Genomic DNA, 23,896 nt, shown 5'->3' on the forward strand with positions numbered 1-23,896 from the left:
GAGCGATGCCCTCTCTTTGTTTGAAAATGATTATTTCCAAGTATCAGTATTATTTAAACCGACATTTTTTGCCTTAAATACGGGATCGATTCCCTGTTTCTTCTGTTTTGTGTAATCGTCAAGCACTTTGAAAGCGATTCCGCCTAACAAGAAAATGACCAGAATATTTTCAATTGCCATGAATCCCATCAATACGTCTGCGAGATTCCATACAGTGCTAAAATCAGCCTGTGCACCGAGAAAAATCGCAATCAGACATGTGATTCGGAATACATTCAGCAGAATGCGATTGTTCTTGATGAACAGAATGTTTGATTCGGCGTAATAGTAATTTCCGATTAAACTTGTGAATGCAAATGCAAAAATGGAAAATGTAATAAAATGGATACCAAGTGAACCGACATTTGCACTGATCGCAGCCTGTACATATGGGATACCGTCCAATTTTTCAGGAATGCCCGTTACTCCGGAAAGCAACAAGATAAAAGCGGTAGTCGTACAGATCATAAGTGTATCGATAAATACAGAAAGAACCTGAACCATTCCTTGTTTTACCGGGTGAGAAACAGTTGCGGTTGCGGATGCATTTGGCGCGCTACCCATACCGGCCTCGTTGGAGAATAACCCGCGTTTGATCCCGATTAAGACAGTACTTCCGGCAAATCCACCGAAGATTGCCCGAAAATCAAAGGCGCCTTCAAAGATGAGTGAAAACATCTCAGGAACACGGTCTAAGTTTGTCAGTGTAATGAAGATTCCCATCAAAATGTAGATTCCAGCCATAATCGGAACAATTACAGAAGAAATGAATCCGATTCTGTGAACCCCTCCGAAGATGACAAATGCAGTTGCAGCAGCAATCAAAAGTCCGACAACGGCAGGAAGGATTGTATCGCTGTAATTTGGAATGTAATATTCCAAAGCAGATGACATATTATAAGTCTGAAGACCATTGAAACCATAGGCAAAACATGCAATCAGCAGAATGGAAAAGAGAACTCCAAGCCAACGTTTGCCGAGGGCACGTTCAATATAATAAGATGGACCTCCGCGGAATTCTTTTCCATCTTTTACTTTGTAAACTTGTGCCAGTGTACTTTCGACAAAGGCAGATGCACCGCCGACGATTGCCATAACCCACATCCAAAATACAGCGCCCGGCCCTCCGGCTACAATTGCAGTTGCAATTCCGGCAATATTTCCGGTACCGACTCTTGATGCAGTAGAAATCATCAGAGCCTGAAAAGAAGAGACGGATTTTCCATTGTCATTCTTTTCCGCTTTTTCTTTCAGCGCTTTGATCGCATCACCAATCAGACGAAATTGTACAAATTTTGTACGAATGGAAAAATAGATACCAGCAGCTACAAGTAAAAAGATTAGAATGTAGCTGTAGAGAAAGTCATTTAGACTTGCCAATAAATTGTTAAACACAATAAGTTCCTCCTTTGCTTGGCAGAAAAAAGCAGCAAAGGATTTTTTCTCTTAAAAAAAGTACTTGTGGTCAAATTTGATTGGCTTTCACAAGTACTTGCTACTTTTTTCTAGATTTTATTTGGTTAAAGTGTAATATAAAAATGAGGGAAAGTCAAGAAATACTTAACTACGTGAATCATTTAACGTAAGAAAATGTGTGCAAAGTGCGTACAAATGTGTTATTCTTATATACAAATCAAAAAACAGGAGGAGAAATAAGTGATGAATCAAGGAATAAAAGTTGTAAAAATAGCATTATTAGGTTTGGGAACAGTCGGAAGCGGTGTATATAAATTGATCGAAGAAAAGGGAGAAGAATTTGAAAAACGCACGGGTGCGAAGATTCAGATTGAAAAAATTCTGGTACATAATCTGAAAAAGGAAAGACCGGGAGTGAAGAAGTGTCTTTTGACAGATCAGTGGAAAGAGATCATTGAAAATGATGAGATTGAGCTTGTGATAGAAGTGATGGGTGGAATCGAACCGGCAAAAGCTATGATTTTGGAGGCGTTAAATGCAGGAAAAAATGTAGTGACAGCGAATAAAGATCTGGTGGCAGAGCACGGAAAAGAACTGTTTGAAGCAGCAGAGAGGAATCAAAAAGACTTTTTATTCGAGGCGGCTGTCGCAGGTGGTATTCCAATCATCCGTCCGCTGAAACAGTGTCTTGCGGGAAATGAGATTTCAGATGTCATCGGAATTGTCAATGGAACAACCAATTATATTTTGACCAAGATGTGCGAAGAAGGAATGGATTTTCAGGAGGCGCTTGCAAAAGCGACCGAGCTTGGATATGCGGAAGCAGATCCTACAGCAGATATAGAAGGATACGATGCAGGGCGGAAGGTTGCAATCATGGCATCGATTGCATTTCATTCCAGAGTCGTTTTTTCGGATGTCTATACAGAGGGAATCACAAAAATTACAGCAAAGGATATTGCTTATGCAAAGGAATTTGACAGTGTGATCAAACTGCTCGGCGCAGCCCACAATACAGAAAAAGGAATCGAGGTAGCTGTCTATCCGATGATGATTTCAAATCAGCACCCACTTGCGTCGGTAAGAGATTCATTCAATGCAGTATTTGTGCATGGAGATGCGGTGGACGATGCCATGTTCTATGGAAGGGGCGCGGGAGAACTTCCGACGGCAAGCGCGATTGTGGGAGATGTTTTGGACGTTGTGAGAAATATGGAATATGGATGTACAGGCAGAATTGGCTGCGGTTGTTATCGAGAAACACAGGTCAAATCAATAGCCGATGTCAAGAATAAATTTTTCCTCCGCATGCAGGTCACGAATCAGCCGGGAGTGCTGGCAAGCATTGCAAATGTATTTGGAAAACATAAGGTAAGTATCGAACGAATCATTCAAAAAGATGTTGAAAAAGAAAAAGCGGAGCTGGTAATTGTGACAGAGTATGTGAAAGAAGGATATTTACAGGAGGCGTTAGATGAGCTGATGCAAATGCCGATTTTGGAGGAAATCAGCAGTAAGATCCGTGTTTATTAAAAATCAGTCTTTACGTGAAAAACAGATTGTGTTACAATTGTCGAGGAAAAATAAAATAAAAAGAAAAGCAGAGTAAGAGTATGTGCGTTAAGTGCCAGTTGGACGGGGAGTTGCCAGTCGGACGAAAAGCAAAATTGCTTGCGGTACATACTCTGCATCCCGCTGCTGCACATGACAGATATAAGGAAAATATCTGCTATGCGTAGCTTCAGGACTACTGCAAAGGAGGTATTTTTTATGTTGCAAATGAAGAAACAATTTGCAGACTCTTTTGAGGAGTTGAAGAACTTGAGGACAATTGTGGTGACAGCGCTGCTGATTGCCATTGCCGTCGTACTTGGATTTTTCAGTGTTCAGTTGACGGAAAATTTGAAAATCGGATTTTCATTTATTGCCAATGAACTGACAGCCATGCTGTTTGGTCCGGTAGTCGGCGGTATTATGGGAGGAGTTGCCGATATTATCAAATATCTGCTCAAACCTACCGGTCCGTTTTTCTTTGGGTTTACATTCAATGCGATACTCGGAGCAGTGATCTATGGCGTGATGCTCTATAAAAAGCCGATCAGCTTTAAAAGAATATTGGCGTCAAAGATTGTTGTGGCAATCGTTGTCAATGTATTTTTGAATACGTATTGGCTTTCGATGTTGTATGGAAATGCATTTATGGCAATTTTACCGCCACGTCTGATCAAACAGATCATCATGGTGCCGATACAGTCGATCATGTTGTATGCGGTTGTTGAGGTGCTCGCAAAAGCAAAAGTCTTTTCCGCATTTCGAGTGAAAGTATAAAATAATTAAAGAAGAATGTGGCATACTAAAGCAAAAAGGAGAATGCGAGATGACGGCAGAAGTAATCTCTTATTTGCTTTCACAGGAGAATGAAAAGGATAAAGATAGCAGGTATGTTTTGTGCGAAGTGCTTTGACGAGAAAATATGTGTGGAAGTATTGAACAATACGGATATCTGTTATAAACTGCTCTATAAAGTGCAGGGTGGTTTTCAAGTGTTCTTATATCGAAAAGAAGAATTTCAAACCTATCTGAGAAGGACGGAGGTGCGTAAGTTTTTAATAGCATATGGATATGACTGTGAGCATATGGAAAACTGTTTGAACCTGCTCGGCATGAGACTGAAATGCTATTTGCAGAAAGAACAGCTATTTCCACATGAGATAGGTGTGTTCTTGGGGTATCCGCCTGAGGATGTAAAAGCTTTTATAAAGCAAAATGGGAAGGGGGCGGTTTTGTGCGGATATTGGAAGGTTTATTCGAATATAAAGAAAGCACAACTACAGTTTTTGATGTATGATATGGCAAAAGTGCATGCAGTCAATGAATATTTATGTGGAAGGTCTGTGTGGAAAATCGCATTGCAGAACAATTGCTTCTCGTGGTACAATGGAGAGCGTGAAAAGGAGGAGTTAACGATATGAGTTATGCAGATAAAGTGTTTATAGATATGTGCCGTGATATTATCGATAACGGTGTCAGTACGGAAGGTGAAAAGGTGCGCCCAAAGTGGGAGGATGGAAGCTTTGCCTATACGCTGAAAAAGTTTTGTGTGGTGAATCGATATGATTTGTCAAAGGAATTTCCGGCGTTGACACTTCGACGTACCGGTATCAAAAGTTGTGTGGATGAGTTGTTGTGGATCTGGCAGAGAAAATCCAATAATGTGCATGATCTAAAGCCACATATTTGGGACAGCTGGGCAGATGAAGATGGGTCGATCGGAAAGGCTTATGGATATCAGATGAGTGTAAAGCATCAATATAAAGAGGGAATGATGGATCAGGTGGACCGTGTAATCTATGATTTGAAAAATAATCCATATAGCCGCCGTATTATGACAAATATTTATGTCCACCAGGATTTGCACGAGATGAACCTGTATCCGTGTGCGTACAGCATGACATTTAATGTGACAAAGAAGAAAGACAGTGACAAGCTGGTCTTAAACGGAATTTTAAACCAGCGTTCTCAGGACGTGCTTGCGGCGAATAACTGGAATGTATGCCAGTATGCGGTGTTGATGCATATGCTGGCACAGGTGTGTGATATGCAGGTGGGCGAGTTTGTCCATGTGATCGCAGATGCGCATATTTATGACAGACATATTCCGCTTGTGGAAGAACTAATTTCCAGAGAGCCGCTGCCTGCACCTACGTTCTGGCTGAATCCCGAGGTGAAGAATTTTTATGAATTTACACCAGATGATGTGCGCCTGGACAATTATGAGACAGGGTCACAGATTAAAAATATTCCGATTGCAGTGTAGGAGGAAAAAAGATGAATTTGATTGTAGCAGTGGATAAGAATTGGGCAATTGGTCTGCATAATAAACTTTTGGTAAGTATTCCGGCAGATATGAAATTTTTCCGTGAGACGACGATGGGAAAAGTGGTCGTGATGGGAAGAAAGACATTGGAGAGTTTTCCGGGAGGGCAGCCACTCAAAAAGAGAACGAATATTGTTCTGACAAGTGATAAGAATTACAAGGTCAAAGATGCTGTTGTAGTCAACAGTGTGGAAGCACTTTTGGAGGAACTGAGACAGTATAACGATGAGGATATTTACGTGATCGGCGGGGAAAGCATTTACCGTCAGCTTCTCCCATACTGTAAGGTTGCGCACATTACAAAGATTGACCATGCGTATGAGGCAGATACATATTTTCCAAATCTAGATGAGATGCCGGAGTGGAAGATTACAGGGGTCAGCGAGGAACAGACATATTTCAATCTGGAATATGAATTTGTAAAATACGAAAGAATTGGTTAGGAGATAAGACAAGATGATAAAAGTGATTGCATCAGATATGGACGGGACGCTGCTTGGGTTAGATCATAAGGTCGCACCGAGGACATTGGAGGCAATTCATATGGCACAGGAGCAGGGAATTCGTTTTATGATCGCGACAGGAAGAAATTTCCGAAGTGCAATGGAGGAACTGGAGGAATTGGATCTAGAGTGTGATTATCTTGTGGGAAGTGGCGCAGAAGTGAGAAATCCGCAAAGAGAAGTGGTGCTGCAAACACCGATTCCGATTGAGGTGTGTGAAGAACTATATCGACAGTTGATAAAATTTCCGGTGTCGATCATCTTTTCTACAGATGATTTTGACTATCGAATCGGAACCGAGGAGGAGATTGAGGAAAGCATTGTAGAACAGATTCATCTGTTCCATCTGGATTTGGAGCCGGAGAAAATCCGACATTCTGAATTGTATGAGCGTATCTGTAAAGCGACCAGAAGAATATCGGATTTTGCAGAATTAAAAGAGGGAAAAGCGCCAATCTATAAGGTTTTTATTTTTACCGAAGATATTCCGCTATTGAAACGGATTCAGAGCGTACTAGGTGAAAACAACAAGGTTGCGGTGGCATCTTCGTTTATTACGAATCTGGAGATTACAGATGTACATGCGCAGAAAGGACCGATGTTAAAGCGGTATATTGAGTCGCTTGGATATACGATGGATGAAGTGATGGTATTTGGAGACAGCATGAATGATTACTCAATGCTTTCTATGGACTTCAAAGCGACGGTTGCAATGGAAAATGCGGAACCTGAGATTAAAGAAGTGGCAAAGTATGTGACAAAAAGCAATGAAGCGTATGGAGTGGCGTATGCCATAGAAGAGCTTTTGAAGCATTATAAAGAAACAAAGGAGGGCGTGTCTTAAGAAGACAGCCCTTCTTTTCTGAGTTCCTGCATTTGCCGTAAGACCTCTAAATCGGATTCTTTTAAGCGAAGATTGGACTCGAGAGATTCCCCGTCCGGTGTTGTAACTTTGATTTCAATGATTGTATCTTTGCAGAGTGCTCTTTTTGAAACAGCATCTAAAAAAGAAGGAAACTTTGGATGGTTTTGTTTGAGTGTTGCTAACATGCTTTTTACCTGCATGAATTTCATCGGATTTATCATAAATAGTCATTCTCCTTTTATTTTATAATTTTTTAATTGCTTTTTTTAACAGTTGTGATATAGTTTCTCGTTGATACATTCGTATCATCTATTTTAAAAAATCAAACAGATGTTGTCAATTGGTACAGGAGGAAAATGATATGATGATTATTACGGATTCTGCTTCGGATATCACAAAGCAGGAAGCATTGGAGATGAATATCCGAATCGTTTCTTTAAAGATAAGATTTTCAGATGGGGAGTTTCATCAGAATACGGAAGAAGACTTTTCTGTGTTTTTCGAAAAACTTGCAGCGGAAAAAGATCTTCCGACTACGAGTCAGCCATCTCCGGAAGAATTTTTGGAGCTTTACGAAGAAGCGAAAGATGCAGGAGAAGAAGTACTGGTGATCACACTTTCAAGTGGATTAAGTGGAACGGTCAATGCGGCGAATCTGGCAAAACAGATGGCAGAGTATGAAAAAATCTGGATTGTGGATTCAGAGCAGGCAATCATCACTCAGCGTTTTCTTGTTCAGCGCGCGGTGAAAATGCGCAAAGAAGGGAAGGGTGTGGAAGAGATTGTCGCATGTCTTGAAGATTTAAAGAAGCGTTTGACCGTATGTGGAATGCTGAACACTCTGACCTATTTGAAAAAGGGCGGAAGAATACCTGCACCGTTGGCAGTGCTTGGAAATGCACTCCAAATCAAACCGGTCATTGAATTGAAGGACAAGGTGTTGGTCATGCTTGGAAAAGCGAGGGGACAAAAAGGAGGCATGAAATATCTTTGGAAGGAGTTTGGCTCATATGAGATTGATAAAAATGAGCCGGTATATTTTGGATATACTTCCGATAAAGAGATTGTAGAACAATTTATGGAAAAGACGGTAGCAGAATATGGTCTGAAAAAATACGAGATCTATCCGGTTGGCGGCATTATCGGGACACATGTGGGTCCTGGATGCATTGCAATTAGTTTTGCAAAAAAGGAAAACTTTAGTTGACAAAAGTGTCAGAAAATTTTATAATAACTCTAAATTGTCTGTAAAATACAGTGTCAAGGAGGAGTACACAGTTTTTGAAAAACTGGTCGGCAATATAGAAAATGATTCGCCCTAAGCTGTATGCTTGGGGTGTTTTTTTGTATCTGGAAGGAGGACATATATGAGGAAGATTACAGGAAATAAATTGTTTGTGAAGGCACTAAAAGAAGAAGGGGTGGATATTCTGTTCGGATATCCAGGCGCCTGTACGATTGATATCAGCGATGAGCTTTATAAGCAGGACTATACAAAAGTGATTTTGCCAAGACACGAGCAGGCGCTTGTGCATGCGGCGGATGCCTATGCAAGATCTACCGGAAAGGTAGGTGTCTGTCTTGTGACAAGCGGTCCCGGGGCGACGAATCTTGTTACCGGAATTGCGACAGCCAACTATGACAGTGTTCCGCTTGTGTGTTTTACAGGGCAGGTCGCAAGAAATCTGATCGGAAATGATGCATTTCAGGAAGTTGATATTGTCGGAATTACAAGAAGTATCTGCAAATATGGAATTACGGTACAAAAAAGAGAAGATTTGGGGCGGATTATCAAAGAAGCATTTTATATTGCAAGGACAGGAAGACCGGGACCGGTAGTCATAGACCTTCCAAAAGATGTGATGGCAGAACTTGGAAGTCCTGAGTATCCGCAGACTGTGAATATCAGAGGGTATAAGCCGAATACAGAGGTTCATATCGGACAGCTAAAACGTGCCATGAAGATGCTGAATAAAGCGAAAAAACCGCTGTTTTTAGCAGGGGGCGGTGTAAAGATTGCAAACGCGGTCGAGATATTTACAAAAATTGTAGACATCACAAAGATTCCGGTAGTGACAACGATCATGGGAAGAGGGTCGATTCCTACGAATCACCCACTGTTTATCGGAAATTTGGGCATGCATGGAGCATATGCGGCAAATATGGCAGTCAGTGAATGTGATCTTTTGTTTTCGATTGGAACAAGATTCAATGATCGGATTACCGGAAAGATACATGAATTTGCTCCGAATGCACAGATTGTACACATTGATATTGACACTGCTTCTATTTCAAGAAACGTACATGTAGATATTCCGATTGTGGCAGATGCGAAAACCGCGACCGAAAAGATTTTGGAGTATGCGGCCTTTCATGATACGGCACAGTGGCTTGAAAAGATAGAAGGATGGAAAGAAGAACATCCATTGAAAATGAAAGAAAAACCAGTGCTGACACCACAAAAAGTCATTGAGACAATCAATGAGATGTTTGAGGAGGCAATTGTGGTGACAGATGTGGGACAGCATCAGATGTTCACAACACAATATTTGGAGCTGACGGAGAAAAAACAACTTTTGACATCCGGTGGACTGGGGACAATGGGGTATGGATTTCCGGGGGCGATCGGCGCACAACTTGGCAATCCAGACACACCGGTCATTGCGATTTCCGGAGATGGTGGTATGCAGATGAATATACAGGAATTTGCGACTGCAGTCGGGCAGGAACTTCCTCTCATTTTATGCGTGTTTAACAATAACTATCTTGGAATGGTGCGTCAGTGGCAGAAGTTATTTTACGGAAAGCGTTATTCCATGACCTGCCTTCGTGCTAGAAAATCCTGCGAGGGAAAATGCGGAACACCGGAATGTGAGTGCCCGCCGTATACACCTGACTTTGTGAAACTGGCAGAGAGCTATGGCGCAAAAGGAATTCGCGTATTCAAACCGGAGGAAATCAAAGAAGCATTTGAAGAGGCGAGAAAGAATACAAAGACCCCGACATTGATTGAATTCATTATGGATCCGGAGGACTTGGTATATCCGATGATCAAGCCGGGCGGAACATTAGAAGAGATGTTGATGGATTGTTAGGAGGAGCAAAAATTATGAATACGACAATGAAAAAGAGATGGATTTCTCTGTATGTGGAAAATCAGGTAGGTGTACTTCCTAAAATATCAGGGTTGTTTTCCGGAAAATTATACAATTTGGAAAGTCTTACCGTAGGAACAACGGAGGATCCGACGATTTCGCGAATGACGATTGAGACAGTCAGTGACGATGAGACATTTGAACAGATCAAAAAACAGCTCAATAAATTTGTGGAGGTCATTAAAGTGATTGACTTTACAAACAGTTCTGTGTGCATGAAAGAACTAATGTATGTGAAAGTCAAAAAATGTACGAGAGAGGATAAAGAAGAACTGTTCCAGATTGCACAGTCTTTTAAAGCAAAGATCATCGATTACGGGAAAGACAGCCTGCTTTTGGAATTTGTGCAGACGGCGTCAAAAAATGATGCGCTGATTAAGCTGATGAATGAAGAATTTCAGGCAATTGAGGTTGTACGTGGCGGAAGCGTTGGAATAGAAGCAATCAATATGGCAGAACGATAAGTATTTTAGTCTCTTTTTGAAAAAACACAAAAAAACAGAGTGCGCTCTATTGACAGGCGGATAAAAAAGTATAATAATAAAAAACAAGAGAAATCAGTAACGGAATGGAGGAATTGTGATGAGTAAAAAAGAGATAGATTGGTCAAATATCGGATTTGGCTATGTACAGACGGATAAAAGATATGTTTCAAATTATAAAGATGGAAAATGGGATGAAGGCGGACTTACAGAAGAGGCGAATGTGGTATTAAATGAGTGTGCGGGTGTTCTTCAGTATGCTCAGACAGTTTTTGAAGGGCTTAAAGCATATAGGACTGAAGATGGACATATTGTCACATTTCGTCCGGATTTGAATGCGAGCAGAATGGCAGACAGTGCAAGAAGACTGGAGATGCCGGTGTTTCCGGAAGATCGTTTTATAAGAGCGGTTGAGCAGGTTGTTGCGGCAAATGCAGATTATGTGCCTCCATATGGTTCAGGAGCTACATTGTATATCCGCCCATATATGTTTGGAACGAATCCGGTGATCGGAGTGAAACCGGCAGATGAATATCAATTTCGTGTATTTGCAACACCGGTAGGACCGTATTTCAAAGGTGGTGCAAAACCAATCACAATTCGTGTATGCGATTTTGACCGCGCTGCCCCACATGGGACAGGACACATCAAAGCAGGTTTGAACTATGCGATGAGTCTTCATGCAATTGTAGATGCGCATCAACAGGGATATGATGAGAATATGTACTTAGATTCTGCTACAAGAACAAAAGTAGAAGAAACAGGTGGAGCGAACTTTATCTTTATTACAAAAGACAATAAGTTGGTAACACCGAAGTCTGATACGATTCTTCCATCTATCACAAGGCGTTCACTTGTATATGTTGCAAAAGAGTACCTTGGTATGGAAGTGGAAGAAAGAGAAGTGTTGTTTGAAGAAGTGAAGGAGTTTGCAGAGTGTGGTCTTTGCGGAACAGCAGCAGTCATCTCACCGGTTGGGAAAGTGGTAGATCATGGAAAAGAGATCTGTTTCCCAAGTGGAATGGAGGAGATGGGACCTGTTACAAAGAAATTATATGACACATTGACAGGAATTCAAATGGGACATATCAAAGCTCCGGAAAGCTGGATTAAAGTTATTAAATAGGAAAGAAACAGAAGGGACATCGCAGAAAGTTGTGATGTCCCTAATTTTTTCTAAAGCTGAAAGATGTGCGTGGCAATCGTAAAATAGATGATGATGGAGCAGGTATCCACGAGTGTTGTGATAAGCGGAGCTGCCATGATTGCAGGATCTAAATTGATTTTTTTCGCAAACAGTGGCAGAATACAGCCGATGATCTTTGATAAAATGACAGTGCAAATTAGGGAAAGACCAATCACGACTGCAAGCTTCAAATCTTTGTACATGATAAAAATTCGCAGTCCGTTTGCGAGTGCAAGTCCAAGACTTACAAGCAGTGCCACACGGAATTCTTTGAATATGACTCTGAAAATATCTTTGAAACGGATCTCGTCCAATGCAAGTCCGCGTATGATTAAAGTGGAGCTCTGAGAACCACAGTTTCCGCCGGTATCCATCAGCATTGGGATGAAGGAGACAAGCAGAGGGATAGCAGCAAATGCATTTTCATATTGTGTTATAATTGTTCCGGTAATGGTTGACGACAGCATTAAAATCAAAAGCCATAAAAAACGGTTTTTTGCATGTGAAAAGACTGAAGTCTCAAAATAAGTTTTTTCACTTGGATTTACAGCCCCCATGATAGAGATATCTTCAGTTGCCTCATCCACCATAACGTCCATAGCATCGTCCACAGTGATGATTCCCACCATTCGGTTATCGAGGTCTACAACAGGAAGTGCGAGCAGATCGTATTTGGAAAACAGTCTGGCTGTCTCTTCCTGATCGGTATGTGTGCCTACAGAGATGATCTCAGTCTCCATAATATCCTGGATAAATGTATTGTCGTCTAAAGTCATCAGGTCTTTGGCAGAGACAATTCCAATCAAACGACGGTTTTCCAACACATAGCACGTATAAATGGTCTCTTTGTGTATTCCGACTTCTTTGATATGTTTCATAGTCTCTTTGATTGTCATAGTCTTCTTTAAAGATACATATTCGGTTGTCATGATACTTCCCGCGCTGTTTTCAGGGAATTTCAAAAGTTGATTGATCAGATCTCGTTTATCGGAACTGACAGTATGCAAAATCCTGGTTACAAGATTTGCCGGAAGTTCCTCTAATAAATCTACCGTGTCATCCATATATAAATTATCCAGCAGTTCACGAAGTTCTTTTTCGGTAAAAATTTTTACAAGGTAAGACTGAATGGGATTACTCATATTGGAGAATACATCTGCAGCTTTGTCCTTGGGAATCAGACGAAACGCAAAGGCTCTCTCCTTGTCTTCTAAGTTAGAAAGCAGCAGGGCAATGTCTACTGCATTCATTATCTCCAACGTGTTTTTGAGCGTTTTGAAATCTCTTTTCTCTAACAGTTCGATAAAAGTTGTTCTGTTCATAGTCAGTTCTCCTTTTCATTATTTTATTTTTCGTTCGTATTTTGGGATCAAAACTGGCACCAGCATCCATTGCCCTCACCTCCTCGTATAAAAATTTAAGAACAAGATACCTGTCCGCAGCAGTGCGATGCAATTTCTACGCAATAAAAAATCCCGCCAAAGCAAAAACAATGGTGGGAATCATTCCGTGACAACATCGTTCAAGCTTTAGCATCACAGGGCATATAAATTGCATTAAGATATGCCTTATCTGCGACATATCCTGCTAACCAGCGAATCGTGTCTCCACGTTGTTGCGGCAGCAATCTTAGGAAAATCCAAATCCCTGTGGTAGCCTCACCTACCGAATCTTATTCTTTTTTGTTAGTCTAATACACAGAAACAGAACTTGTCAATAGTTTTATTCAAAATTTGCTCCAAAACTAAAAATATGCTATAATATATCAGCTTATGTAAAAAATAGGAGGGATGCTCTGTGGAGGCGTATACAAGTTTTGCGGCTGTCTACGATACTTTTATGGATAATATTCCATATGAAGAGTGGGAAAAATATTTGAAAAGTCTGTTATACGAATACGGTGTGCGTGAGGGACTTGTATTAGAACTTGGCTGTGGAACCGGGAATATGACAGAGATTCTGGCACAATCCGGCTACGATATGATCGGGGTGGACAATGCAGAAGAGATGCTTGAGATTGCGATAGAAAAAAGGATGAAATCTGGGCTTGATATTTTATATCTTCAGCAGGATATGCGAGAATTTGAACTGTATGGAACAGTGAAAGCAATTGTCAGTGTCTGTGATTCTGTCAATTATATATTAGAGGAAGAAGAGCTGGAGGAGGTATTTCGGCTCGTTAATAATTATCTTGATCCTGGCGGAGTGTTTATCTTTGATTTCAACACGGTTTATAAATACAGGGAAATATTAGGTGATCAGACGATTGCAGAGAACCGTGAGGAATGCAGTTTTATCTGGGATAATTATTATTACGAAGAGGAAAGAATAAATGAATATGAACTCAGTCTGTTTATTCGGGAAGGAGATTCTGAGTTATATCGCAAATACCAAGAGACACATTTTCAAAAGGCGTATGACCTGGAGACAATGAAAAGGCTGATTACACAGTCTGGATTAGAATATATTACAGCATATGATGCGTTTACAAAAGAAGCGCCGACAAGAGTGAGTGAACGAATCTATGTGATTGCAAGAGAGAGAGGGAAATAACGATGAAAGATTATATTGTAAGAGCAACAGCGGCAAATAACCAGATCAGAGCGTTTGCTGCGACAACAAGAGATGTTGTGGAGACTGCAAGACAGGCCCACAATACAAGCCCGGTTGCAACGGCGGCACTCGGACGACTGTTGACCGGGGGAGCCATGATGGGAACCATGATGAAAAACGAAAAGGATCTGCTGACGATCCAGATTAAATGTGAAGGACCGATCAAAGGTCTTACTGTGACTGCCGATGTAAATGGAAATGTAAAAGGCTATGTGGAGAATCCGGATGTAATGCTTCCGCCAAGCAAAGCCGGAAAGCTTGATGTGGCGGCAGCGCTTGATCTGGGAGTTTTGAGTGTCATCAAAGATATGGGATTGAAAGAGCCATATGTAGGGCAGACAATTCTGCAGACGAGTGAGATTGCGGAGGATTTGACTTATTACTTTGCGACATCAGAGCAGGTTCCGTCGTCTGTTGGACTTGGTGTACTGATGGAAAAAGATAATACTGTCAAACAGGCAGGTGGTTTTATCATTCAGGTCATGCCTTTTGTCGAAGATGCGGTGCTTGATAAATTGGAAGAAAATATTAAAAAAATTGATTCTGTGACAGCAATGCTGGATAAAGGTTACACACCGGAACAGATTTTAGAGACGGTTCTTGAGGGGATGGATGTAGAATTTACAGATACGGTTCCAACTAGATTTTACTGTAACTGTACAAAAGAAAGAGTAGAAAAAGCGATTGTGAGTATCGGGAAAAAAGATATTCAGGAGATGATCGATGACGGAAAAGAGATTGAAGTCAACTGCCATTTCTGCAATACGAATTATAAATTTACAGTAGATGAACTGAAAGAGATTATAAAAAGAAGCAGGTAATGAGAGAGGAGGTCCGTTGAGATGAGAGATGGATTTGTAAAAGTCGCTGCGGCAACATTGAACACGAAAGTTGCAGATGTGGAACACAATAAGTGGGAGATCTTTCGTCTGATTGACGAGACAATTGAAAATGGAGCAAAGATTGTAGTGTTTCCGGAGCTTTGTATTACCGGATACACCTGTGGAGACTTATTTTCACAGGACATTTTGCTGAGTCAGTCAGCAAAGGCACTGGAAGAGATTGCCGCTTACACAACAGGAAAAGACGGATTATTTTTTGTCGGTCTCCCATATGTCGTGTGCAATAAGTTGTATAATGTTGCGGCAGCAGTATGTGATGGTGAAGTGATTGGGATGGTAACGAAGACATTCCTTCCAAACTACAGTGAATTTTATGAAATGCGGCAATTCCAGCCGGGACCTAAAAAGGCAGATTGGATTCCGTATGGGGAGGAAGAGATTCCATTTGGACCGCAGATTTTATTTGCGTGTGAAGAACTTCCGAATTTAGTTGTATCAGCTGAGGTTTGCGAGGATGTGTGGTCTCCGGTTCCGCCGAGTATTCAGGCGGCACTTGCCGGTGCAACAATTGTGGTAAACTGCTCTGCAAGCGATGAGACAGTTGGGAAAGATGCGTATCGCAAGCAGCTGATTTCCGGACAGTCTGCAAGACTTATTGCGGGATATGTGTATGCAAATGCAGGAGATGGAGAGTCAACCACAGATGTAGTGTTCGGTGGACACAATATTATCGCTGAAAATGGAAGCATCTTAAGCGAATCAGAACGCTTTATGAATCAGACTATTTACAGTGAGATCGATGTGGATCGAATCGTCAGTGAAAGAAGAAAAAATACGACTTTCCAGATGGAGGAAGACTTAGATCGATTTATTCGTGTTCCATTTTCAATTGAGGTGGAAGATACGAAACTTACAAGAACTTTTGAAAAATTGCCATTTGTGCCGGAGAATGAAAGTCTGAGAAATAGATGCTGTGAAGAATCTTTGATGATTCAGGCGATGGGACTAAAAAAACGTCTGAATCATACTAATTGTAAGAGTGCAGTCGTTGGGATTTCAGGAGGATTGGATTCTACGTTGGCGTTGCTTGTGACGGCAAAGGCGTTTGATTTGCAGGGAATAGACAGAAGCTGCATAGAAGCTGTCACAATGCCTTGCTTTGGAACAACTGACAGAACATACCAAAATGCATGTGTCTTGACGAAAAAGCTTGGGGCAACACTTCATGAAGTGAATATTCAGGATGCAGTGAGGGTACATTTCCGAGATATCGGTCATTCTGAAGAGAAACATGATGTGACGTATGAAAATGCGCAGGCACGTGAGCGAACACAGGTGCTGATGGACATTGCTAATCAGACAGGCGGAATGGTGATTGGCACAGGGGATATGTCTGAACTTGCGCTTGGATGGGCAACTTACAATGGAGACCATATGTCGATGTACGGGGTAAATTCTTCTGTGCCGAAGACACTGGTTCGACACCTTGTGCAATATTGTGCAGATACTTGTGAAGACAAAGAGTTACAGGAAGTGTTAGTGGATATTTTAGACACGCCGGTAAGTCCGGAGCTCCTTCCGCCAAAAGAAGGGGAAATCGCACAGAAGACAGAAGATCTTGTGGGACCATATGAACTGCATGATTTTTATCTGTATTATATGATGCGATTTGGATATGTACCTTCTAAAATTTATCGTCTTGCAAGACAGACATTTGAAGGAATGTATGACAAGGATACGATTTTAAAATGGCTCAATACATTTTATCGACGATTCTTTTCACAGCAGTTCAAACGTTCCTGCCTGCCGGATGGACCGAAGACAGGAAGTGTTGCACTGTCACCGCGTGGGGATCTTCGAATGCCAAGTGACGCATGCGCGAATATTTGGTTGAAGGATTTGGAAGATATCTGCAATTAGAATTTAAGAATGTAATGAATGAGGACGGGAAAATTTCCCGTCCCTGTTATTGTTATAGAGATAAGTTATATTATAGAGATAAATTATTTTTGTCATACATTGCTGCATCTAATTTTAAATAGTCTTCTTGTGAAATAGAATATACATTATTAGAATCTTTTGTTACACTGATTTCGATAACCTGTTTTTCACCGTAAGTTATATTCTTCATGTTAGCAGAAACTTTGTCATATAAGATTTGGAAAGTCTGTTCAATAATTTCATCTTGAGAAGGAATTGTACCGCTTTCAGCCTGTGCAGTAACAAGTGTTTCAACTTCAGCCTGTGTAGCTTCTAACACACCTTCAAATACCTGAGCAGGTTCAATCTCAACTTCTACTGTGTAATTTTTATCTTTGCCTTCTTTTGCCTCTTTTACAGTGTATTTTGTATTTTTAAACAAGTCAATGAAAAGTTGCATATATTTTTCAGATAATTCTTCTGAAACACCAACAGCTGTTAACTGTTGTGTGGCAAGCTCTAAGTTTTGGTTATAGGTCTTTTCGGCATCTTCTTTTGTCTGCTTTGTGAGTTTTATATATTCATCAAACTCACCTTTGTACGTTGCGTCCAAACAGGCCTTTGTGTATCCAGATGCGTCAAATTTTTGAAAAGCAGCACATCCGGAAAGAGTTCCCATAATCAGTACCAATAAAGCTACAATCACATTTTTAAATTTTTTCATAAGTTATCCTCCTTATTTTTGGAAAAATTTTTTATAATTTTATCACAGAATTTTCACAATTACTAGTCATTTAATAAAAAAAATGTCGAAAAATAAAAGGAAACTAGTTAAAAACAAACAAATCTATAAATTTAGTTTTCGATAACGATTCAATGCCGCAAATATTTCTTGTCTGCGCGGAAGTGCCATGTTTGTGTTCGGTGCAATGCTGGAAAATCCGTTTTGGTCAAATGTTTGATACAGAGTATCTACTAATGTCTGCAAGTTCTTTTTTCCGTCAATTGCATTACTTTCTAAATGCTTGATGATGTATCCGAGCGCGGTTGTCTGTTCGGAGTCAGCAAGCTGCTCCACGTAGCGCAGATCAATCGTTTCCCGGTTGATCTGTACAGCATCTTTTCCAAGTGTCTTAACCTTGCATTTTCCCTGCGACCGAAATGCAGAATTTGGTTTTGGAATACGTTTATAATCCGGAATATCAGGAACAGCCAAATGGTCATAATCTGGCAATGGGAAGGCTTTTGCTTCCTGCTTGGCAAAGTCCGTGATGTTAAATGGCACATATTGATCCATCTGTAAAATCAAATCGGCAATATGAAAATAGGATCCAGAGCTTCCGGCTACGATGATGGATGAAATACCATATTGTTCAAAGAGCATTCGGGCACGCTCAATAAACGGTGTAATCGGCTCTTTGTTTCGATTGACAACGCGCTGCATCAATTCATCGCGGATCATAAAGTTTGTCGCACTGGTGTCTTCATCAATCAGAAACAGCGACGAACCGGTCTCCATCGCTTCGATGACATTGGCAGCCTGGGAAGTACTTCCACTGGCGTCTTCAGTATAAAAAGAGACAGTATCTTTACCATTTGGCAGATTGTTGATAAACATGGAAATATCTGTGTGTTTGATACTGCGACCGTCTTCTGCGCGGAGTTTTACGGCAGTGTCATCTGTGATAACGTACTCTCTGCCGTCATCTGCAATATGATTATAGACACCGAGTTCTAAAGCGTTGAGCAATGTTGATTTTCCATGATACCCGCCACCTACAATCAATGTGATTCCTTTTGGAATCCCCATTCCGATAAGCTCACCCTTATGTGGAAGAGACATCGTAACTTCAAGAGAAGCAGGAGAAGAAAAAGGCACGGCATCTTTCAGCGGACGTGGTGAAATGCCGGATTCTCTTGGAAGAACCGATCCGTTTGCGACAAAAGCTACGAGGTTTCGTCTTTTTAGCTCGTGACGAATGTATGCCTGATCTTCTGCAAGATCATGGATCTGCTGTAATTTCTGGTGGTTCAATTTTGCATAAAATAAGGTGTTATACACGCAGTCAGGAAGAAAATCAAATAAGATCCGAATGAGTTCCTGTGCATTGATCGTTCGTCCGTTTGCCGGAAATCCAATTTCCATTCGAAGTACAATATCTCCGTTTTTGGGATGGGTTGTGCAGGCGGTACGCTCTAAAATTTCCTGCCTGCATTGGCTGATGGACAATAACCCACTTTTTCCGGAACCCTTTGCCTTAAAATTATAACGGTCAATCCCCTGGTGAAATTTGCGGGTCAGATAATCTTGAAGAGCGATCCTTTTTTCGTAACTGTCATACAGTATAGAAGGAAAACGAGCATCTTTTCCGAGAACACGGATGCTCACTTTGGATGGGGAGGCAAAAGGGTCTCCCTGCACGTGGTCGATTGAGAGCACATAGCGGTCAAACTGATAGATACCTTTTGTTTCTTTGTAAGCTGGATAGCTTTTGCGGTGTATTCGATTTAATAAAGTCTGCAAGGCTGCAGAAGACTGTATAGCCATAATAAAAATCCTTCTTTCTTTTTGAAATACATTTATTTTATCAGAGAATAAGAAACGTTTCTAGCTTTTGTTGTATTATTTGTTTTTTTTCTGTTGACAAATGAGTGGAATGAGACTATGATAAAGGCACTCGTCTAAGAGCAATTCAATTATTCAAAAGGGATGATCATCCCAAGTATCCAAAACGAGAACAATTTGCATATTAGGAAGGAGGATCGTGTAAGGGAAACTATATTAACAGAAAAATTCAAGATTGGAGGAAAAAGTTTGAAAAAAATAAAACAGCTTTTTTCGTTCGTCTTAATCTGCGCGACGGTTCTTGGCACGCTGAGTGTTTATGCACAGGAGCCAAAAGATCCTCCTTCTGTGGAAGAAAAACTTCAGATGGCAGAGGACATACGGGAAATTTTGCGGGAAGTAGGAGTTGGTACCGTGGAAGGATACGAGGAAATTCCAAGAGCAGAATTTGCGGCTAAAAGCACTATTTATGCGCAGGTATTGGAGGCGAATGTAGGTGCAATTGATATTGTGGATTACAATCAGACTGCGCCGGATGGCACTCCGTGGGTGATTTTAGAGCACTGGAACGAGGGGAGATTGGGAACAAGCAATGGGGAAGAATTATATTGCGCGAATCCGACAGTTTCCTTTCGGGCAGGCTACAAAACGGCGGTCGATGCTGCAAAATATTATAACAAAGCCACGATTCAGATGATTGCGGCAATGTTTTATTACTATGATCATTATGCATGCAGTGGAATTAACAGTAACTACGATTATCTGTTTAAGCAGTGCGCGGTCTGGTGGGTGTTGAATGAGGCACATCATTGGTATGGAAACGTGGTGATAGAGACCGGAAATAATGTGAAGTGTAATTTGGGACACTGGCTTGCAACACACAAAAGTGAGTATATGGCAAATGGAATGGCATGGGCCAGAAAAAATTATCAGTATTTTCAGGATGCATACGGAATAATGTATGAGGGTGCAGGACAACCGCTGAGTAAGTGGGGAGGCACGTACAAGCCGTTCGGCACGGTTCGATTAAAAAAAGAGTCTGCGAATCCTTCTGTGACAACTCAGAATGGAAATTATTCACTTGAAGGAGCAGAATTTGGAGTGTATAAAGAGGCTTCGTTTTCCGGATCATCCAGAGTAGGTGTGCTTAAAACAGATGCAAAAGGGGACTCAAATGTACTTTCATTGCAGGCGGGGACCTATTTTGTGAAAGAAATCAAGGCGCCAAAAGGGTACGCGCTAAATCCGGAGACGAAAACAGTGACAATATCTTCCGGGCGTGAAAGTAAGGTAATGTTTGAAGATGTTCCACAACTTTGCACAATTGAGATATTACTGAGAAAAACGGACGCGGACACTGGAGAAAATAAGCCGCAGGGAGCAGCCACATTTCGTGGAGCAAGATTCACTGTAAAATATTATGACGGACTATGGGAAGAAGATACAGATCCGGAAAAGTTAGGTAAGACAGCGAAACGGACATGGGTATTTGAGACGGATGAAGACGGACAATGTTCTTATGGAAAGAAACATCTCGTATCAGGAGATGCGTTATATGTGGATCTGAATGGTCGACCGGCTGTGCCGATTGGGACGATTACGATTCAGGAGACAAAAGCGCCGGAAGGATATTTGCTCAATCCGGAACTGTTTGTAAGACAGATTACGGCAAAAGGAAATACAGAATCCGTGGATACTTACAATACACTGGGTGTACCGGAGCGCATTTTAAAACTGGATTTGATCAAAAGACAGGAAGGCTTAGACGTCCCGATTCCGGGAGTGAAATTTGAACATGAAAGTCCAGATGGGAAGAAGGAAACGATAGAGACGGATCAAAATGGAGAATTGACACTGAAAGGACTACAGTATGGAACGCATAAAATTCAAGAGATATCTGTAATGGAGGGCTATCTGCTAAATGGAAATGTAATTGAATTCTATGTTGCACAAGACAATCAGATCAGTATCACATCCAAGATAGATGATACGCTGGGAAAAGCAGAGATTCAGGTGACAGATAAAGGAAATATAATTGTGACCATGGAAGATCCTCTGGCACCGTTTCGACTTTTGATCCACAAAGAGAATCAGAAAGGGAAACGCCTCGAAGGAGCAGAGTTTACACTGTATGCAGAGAAGACGTGTGAAAATGTTGTGATGAGAGGAGAGACAGGTACTGATGGGGTATTGGAGTTAAGAAATTTGGAAGTTGGAAAACGATACTATATGAAGGAGACCAAGGCGCCGGAAGGATATCGTATCCCAGTTGATCTGTTTGGAAATCCACTGGTGTATGAACTGTGGGTAGAGAGTATTCCGGCAAAAGATACGTTTCTGTTTTATGTAAATGGAAAAGCCTATGATGCATCTGATTCGGACGGTATGTTTTCGGTAGGCGGAACAAAAGCGGACAGGGAGACGCATGTCACGGTAATCAATGAAACGGGTATGAAACTTCCGGATACAGGATCTAAATGGATGCTTCTAATGCTGGCAGCAGGAGGAATCTTATGCTTAATTGCAGGCAGACAACAGAAAAGAAAAAAGATAAGGAGAATAAGACGATGAAAAATAGAATGATGAAAACGGTGTGTGTATCGGTTTGCGCGGCAATATTTTTGATGTCTGAACAGGCTGCATTGGCGGAAGTGTCGGCAGCATGGGAGACAGAAACCAAGAACCTGAATCCAGTCGAAACACCAGGTGGAATAGCAGATTTTAAAAGAGGAGATGCGAGTATTACAATTCGAGGAAACAGCGGTCAGCCTCTCCAGGAAAAGAAATTTCATGTATATCAGATTTTCCATGCGGAAAATGCAGCAGGCGGAGAATCCATACAATATACACTCAATCCAAACTATGAGAAGCCGGTAAAGAAAGTAGTCGGCGAAGCAATTGGCAAAGACGCAGAACAGGTGACAGAGTATGAGGTGATTGATCATATCCAATCTCTAAATCAAAATCAGGTAGAGGGGGCAAATGAAGAGCAGCCATTGGAAGGCAGTTATAGTTCCTATCGGTATTTTGTGGAAAAATTGCGAGATCAAATCGCAAAAGATCAGGCAGAGCCTGATGTGGTTAGGGTAACAGAGACAAGGAAGGACAATTCGATTGTAATTGGAGGTCTGGATTATGGATATTATGTGACGGATGAAGTGAGTAATGTAGATGGAACCCATGCATCGTCTTCACTTTGTATTGTGACAACAGCGAATCCGGATGCGGATATGAATGTGAAGTCAGACTATCCAAGTGTGACGAAAAAGATACAGGAAGATGATTATAAAGAGATGATTGGAAATGACGGTTGGAATGATATTGCCGATTATGAAATCGGACAGACTGTTCCATATAAATACGAGTCCCGGGTTCCAAACATCAATGGGTACGACACCTATTACTATGCATGGCATGACTGTATGGATGAAGCATTGACATTTCATGAGGATTCTGTCGCAATTACAATTTATGAAACATCCGGTTCACAGTCAAAGTATTATACTCTAAGAAAAGATGAATTTCAAGTGTCCACAAATCTGGGAGATGATGAGACATTTCGAGTGGCAATCAATGATTTGAAAGCGATCGTAGACAGAGAATTTGATCGAAAAAATGAAGTGGATGAAAATGTGTATGGGCAGAAAGTGGTTTTGACGTATGAGGCTACTTTGAATGAAAAAGCAGCACAAGATACCGGGCGACCTGGATTTGAAAATGATGTGCGTCTGGAATTTTCAAACAATCCGGATTCGAATGGCGAGGGAAGTACCGGATATACACCGTGGGATACGGTTGTCTGTTTTACATACAAATTAAATGGATTGAAAACCAATAATCACGGAGCAAAATTGGAAGGAGCAAAATTTCGATTATATTCAGATAAGGACTTAAAAAATGAGGTGTATATAAAGAAAATAGAAGATGGGTATTGCGTGATTAACCGTGATTTTTCGGGAAATTCTGTTCCGGAAGAGGCTGTTGAGATGGAATCAGATTCAAATGGTAATTTTATAATTTTTGGTTTGGATAGCGGCACATATTATCTGAAAGAGACATCAGCGCCTACGGGGTACCGTCCGATCTTAGATCCGATTGTACTGAAGCTTAAGGCTGTTTTTACGGAAGAAAGAAACAGCTATATCAAAGGAGAGGGAGGTACGGATAAAATTTTGCAGAAATTAGAGGCAAATGTATATATGAAGGAATTTTTAAATGGTGACTTTGAAGAGCGTAATATAGAACTTGTAACGGATAGTGAAAGTGGATCTGCAAATTTAAATGTCATTAATACAGTAGGAAAGAAATTGCCGGTGACAGGATCATCAGCTATGCTTCTTTTGGTTGGAGCCGGAAGTCTTCTTTTGAGTGGTTTTACAGTTTGCCTGCACAGAAAATATGGAGGACAAAAAAAGTAGCAGATTCAGGAGAT

Annotated in this window: 20 protein-coding genes and 2 riboswitches; of the genes, 15 read left to right on the forward strand and 5 right to left on the reverse strand. The window is 41.0% G+C overall.

All coding sequences use genetic code 11. The annotated features are described in order from the left end of the window. Positions 1-30: 30 nt before the first annotated feature. Complete coding sequence (locus AC6I5B_RS06420; protein ID WP_004614096.1) at positions 31-1,434, reverse strand: alanine/glycine:cation symporter family protein; 1,404 nt, start codon at positions 1,432-1,434, stop codon at positions 31-33. A 264-nt stretch (positions 1,435-1,698) separates the two neighbouring features. Between AC6I5B_RS06420 and AC6I5B_RS06425 the strand changes: the two genes are divergently transcribed. The 6 genes from AC6I5B_RS06425 to AC6I5B_RS06450 all read left to right on the forward strand — a co-directional run bounded on the left by AC6I5B_RS06425 (position 1,699) and on the right by AC6I5B_RS06450 (position 6,679). Beyond that, positions 1,699-2,988 carry a homoserine dehydrogenase gene (locus AC6I5B_RS06425; RefSeq protein ID WP_004614095.1) on the forward strand — a complete coding sequence of 430 codons (1,290 nt, stop codon included), beginning with the start codon at positions 1,699-1,701 and terminating at the stop codon, positions 2,986-2,988. 66 nt (positions 2,989-3,054) lie between these two features. Continuing rightward, positions 3,055-3,155, forward strand: a riboswitch (THF riboswitch). Positions 3,156-3,225: 70 nt separating this feature from the next. Next, the gene (locus tag AC6I5B_RS06430; protein ID WP_022250815.1) at positions 3,226-3,783 is read left to right on the forward strand and encodes a folate family ECF transporter S component; all 558 of its coding nucleotides are present in this window, start codon (positions 3,226-3,228) and stop codon (positions 3,781-3,783) included. A gap of 89 nt (positions 3,784-3,872) precedes the next feature. After that, complete coding sequence (locus AC6I5B_RS06435; protein ID WP_497773671.1) at positions 3,873-4,427, forward strand: DUF3793 family protein; 555 nt, start codon at positions 3,873-3,875, stop codon at positions 4,425-4,427. Next, positions 4,424-5,272: a thymidylate synthase gene (gene thyA / locus AC6I5B_RS06440; RefSeq protein ID WP_022250817.1), complete on the forward strand. Its 849-nt coding sequence runs from the start codon at positions 4,424-4,426 to the stop codon at positions 5,270-5,272. Before AC6I5B_RS06435 ends, thyA begins: the two co-directional genes overlap by 4 nt. An 11-nt stretch (positions 5,273-5,283) precedes the next feature. Further along, entirely contained in the window at positions 5,284-5,775 is a 492-nt protein-coding gene (locus tag AC6I5B_RS06445) for a dihydrofolate reductase (RefSeq protein ID WP_022250818.1), read from the forward strand. Positions 5,776-5,788: 13 nt separating this feature from the next. Further along, positions 5,789-6,679, forward strand: coding sequence for a Cof-type HAD-IIB family hydrolase (locus AC6I5B_RS06450; RefSeq protein ID WP_022250819.1), 891 nt, complete (start codon positions 5,789-5,791; stop codon positions 6,677-6,679). Here the strand turns inward: AC6I5B_RS06450 and AC6I5B_RS06455 are convergent. Then, positions 6,676-6,921 carry a hypothetical protein gene (locus AC6I5B_RS06455; RefSeq protein ID WP_004614088.1) on the reverse strand — a complete coding sequence of 82 codons (246 nt, stop codon included), beginning with the start codon at positions 6,919-6,921 and terminating at the stop codon, positions 6,676-6,678. The genes AC6I5B_RS06450 and AC6I5B_RS06455 overlap by 4 nt on opposite strands. A gap of 140 nt (positions 6,922-7,061) precedes the next feature. Between AC6I5B_RS06455 and AC6I5B_RS06460 the strand changes: the two genes are divergently transcribed. The 4 genes from AC6I5B_RS06460 to AC6I5B_RS06475 all read left to right on the forward strand — a co-directional run bounded on the left by AC6I5B_RS06460 (position 7,062) and on the right by AC6I5B_RS06475 (position 11,463). Further along, positions 7,062-7,907 carry a DegV family protein gene (locus AC6I5B_RS06460; protein ID WP_117787609.1) on the forward strand — a complete coding sequence of 282 codons (846 nt, stop codon included), beginning with the start codon at positions 7,062-7,064 and terminating at the stop codon, positions 7,905-7,907. A 160-nt stretch (positions 7,908-8,067) separates the two neighbouring features. Further along, positions 8,068-9,795: a biosynthetic-type acetolactate synthase large subunit gene (ilvB, locus tag AC6I5B_RS06465; RefSeq protein ID WP_004614085.1), complete on the forward strand. Its 1,728-nt coding sequence runs from the start codon at positions 8,068-8,070 to the stop codon at positions 9,793-9,795. Positions 9,796-9,809: 14 nt separating this feature from the next. Further along, positions 9,810-10,319 carry an acetolactate synthase small subunit gene (ilvN, locus tag AC6I5B_RS06470; RefSeq protein ID WP_022250821.1) on the forward strand — a complete coding sequence of 170 codons (510 nt, stop codon included), beginning with the start codon at positions 9,810-9,812 and terminating at the stop codon, positions 10,317-10,319. A 118-nt stretch (positions 10,320-10,437) separates the two neighbouring features. Next, positions 10,438-11,463, forward strand: a complete 1,026-nt coding sequence (locus AC6I5B_RS06475) for a branched-chain amino acid aminotransferase (protein WP_004614083.1) — start codon at positions 10,438-10,440, stop codon at positions 11,461-11,463. Between the two features lie 50 nt (positions 11,464-11,513). On the opposite strand, the gene mgtE is transcribed toward AC6I5B_RS06475, so the two are convergent. Next, positions 11,514-12,845, reverse strand: coding sequence for a magnesium transporter (gene mgtE / locus AC6I5B_RS06480; protein ID WP_004614082.1), 1,332 nt, complete (start codon positions 12,843-12,845; stop codon positions 11,514-11,516). Between the two features lie 184 nt (positions 12,846-13,029). Further along, positions 13,030-13,200: riboswitch (M-box (ykoK) riboswitch) on the reverse strand. 120 nt (positions 13,201-13,320) lie between these two features. Here mgtE and AC6I5B_RS06485 point away from each other — a divergent pair. From AC6I5B_RS06485 to AC6I5B_RS06495, 3 genes are read left to right on the forward strand one after another with little or no spacing between them, the layout of a single operon-like run. Next, the gene (locus tag AC6I5B_RS06485) at positions 13,321-14,076 is read left to right on the forward strand and encodes a class I SAM-dependent DNA methyltransferase (protein ID WP_022250823.1); all 756 of its coding nucleotides are present in this window, start codon (positions 13,321-13,323) and stop codon (positions 14,074-14,076) included. A 2-nt stretch (positions 14,077-14,078) separates the two neighbouring features. Then, positions 14,079-14,957, forward strand: a complete 879-nt coding sequence (hslO, locus tag AC6I5B_RS06490) for an Hsp33 family molecular chaperone HslO (protein ID WP_004614080.1) — start codon at positions 14,079-14,081, stop codon at positions 14,955-14,957. A 21-nt stretch (positions 14,958-14,978) separates the two neighbouring features. Then, positions 14,979-16,898: an NAD(+) synthase gene (locus AC6I5B_RS06495; RefSeq protein WP_497773672.1), complete on the forward strand. Its 1,920-nt coding sequence runs from the start codon at positions 14,979-14,981 to the stop codon at positions 16,896-16,898. A 70-nt stretch (positions 16,899-16,968) separates the two neighbouring features. Here the strand turns inward: AC6I5B_RS06495 and AC6I5B_RS06500 are convergent, their stop codons facing one another. Further along, entirely contained in the window at positions 16,969-17,622 is a 654-nt protein-coding gene (locus AC6I5B_RS06500) for a hypothetical protein (RefSeq protein ID WP_004614078.1), read from the reverse strand. Between the two features lie 123 nt (positions 17,623-17,745). Continuing rightward, positions 17,746-19,440, reverse strand: a complete 1,695-nt coding sequence (locus AC6I5B_RS06505) for an ABC-ATPase domain-containing protein (RefSeq protein ID WP_044987865.1) — start codon at positions 19,438-19,440, stop codon at positions 17,746-17,748. A 273-nt stretch (positions 19,441-19,713) separates the two neighbouring features. Here AC6I5B_RS06505 and AC6I5B_RS06510 point away from each other — a divergent pair, with 273 nt between their 5' ends. Together AC6I5B_RS06510 and AC6I5B_RS06515 are read left to right on the forward strand one after the other, a co-directional pair. Further along, the gene (locus AC6I5B_RS06510; RefSeq protein ID WP_022250827.1) at positions 19,714-22,035 is read left to right on the forward strand and encodes an MSCRAMM family protein; all 2,322 of its coding nucleotides are present in this window, start codon (positions 19,714-19,716) and stop codon (positions 22,033-22,035) included. Then, on the forward strand, positions 21,978-23,882 hold the full coding sequence (locus AC6I5B_RS06515) for an isopeptide-forming domain-containing fimbrial protein (protein WP_497773673.1): 1,905 nt from the start codon (positions 21,978-21,980) through the stop codon (positions 23,880-23,882). The genes AC6I5B_RS06510 and AC6I5B_RS06515 overlap by 58 nt, the downstream gene beginning before the upstream one ends. Positions 23,883-23,896 lie beyond the last annotated feature (14 nt).

This window comes from Faecalimonas nexilis, from assembly GCF_059731825.1.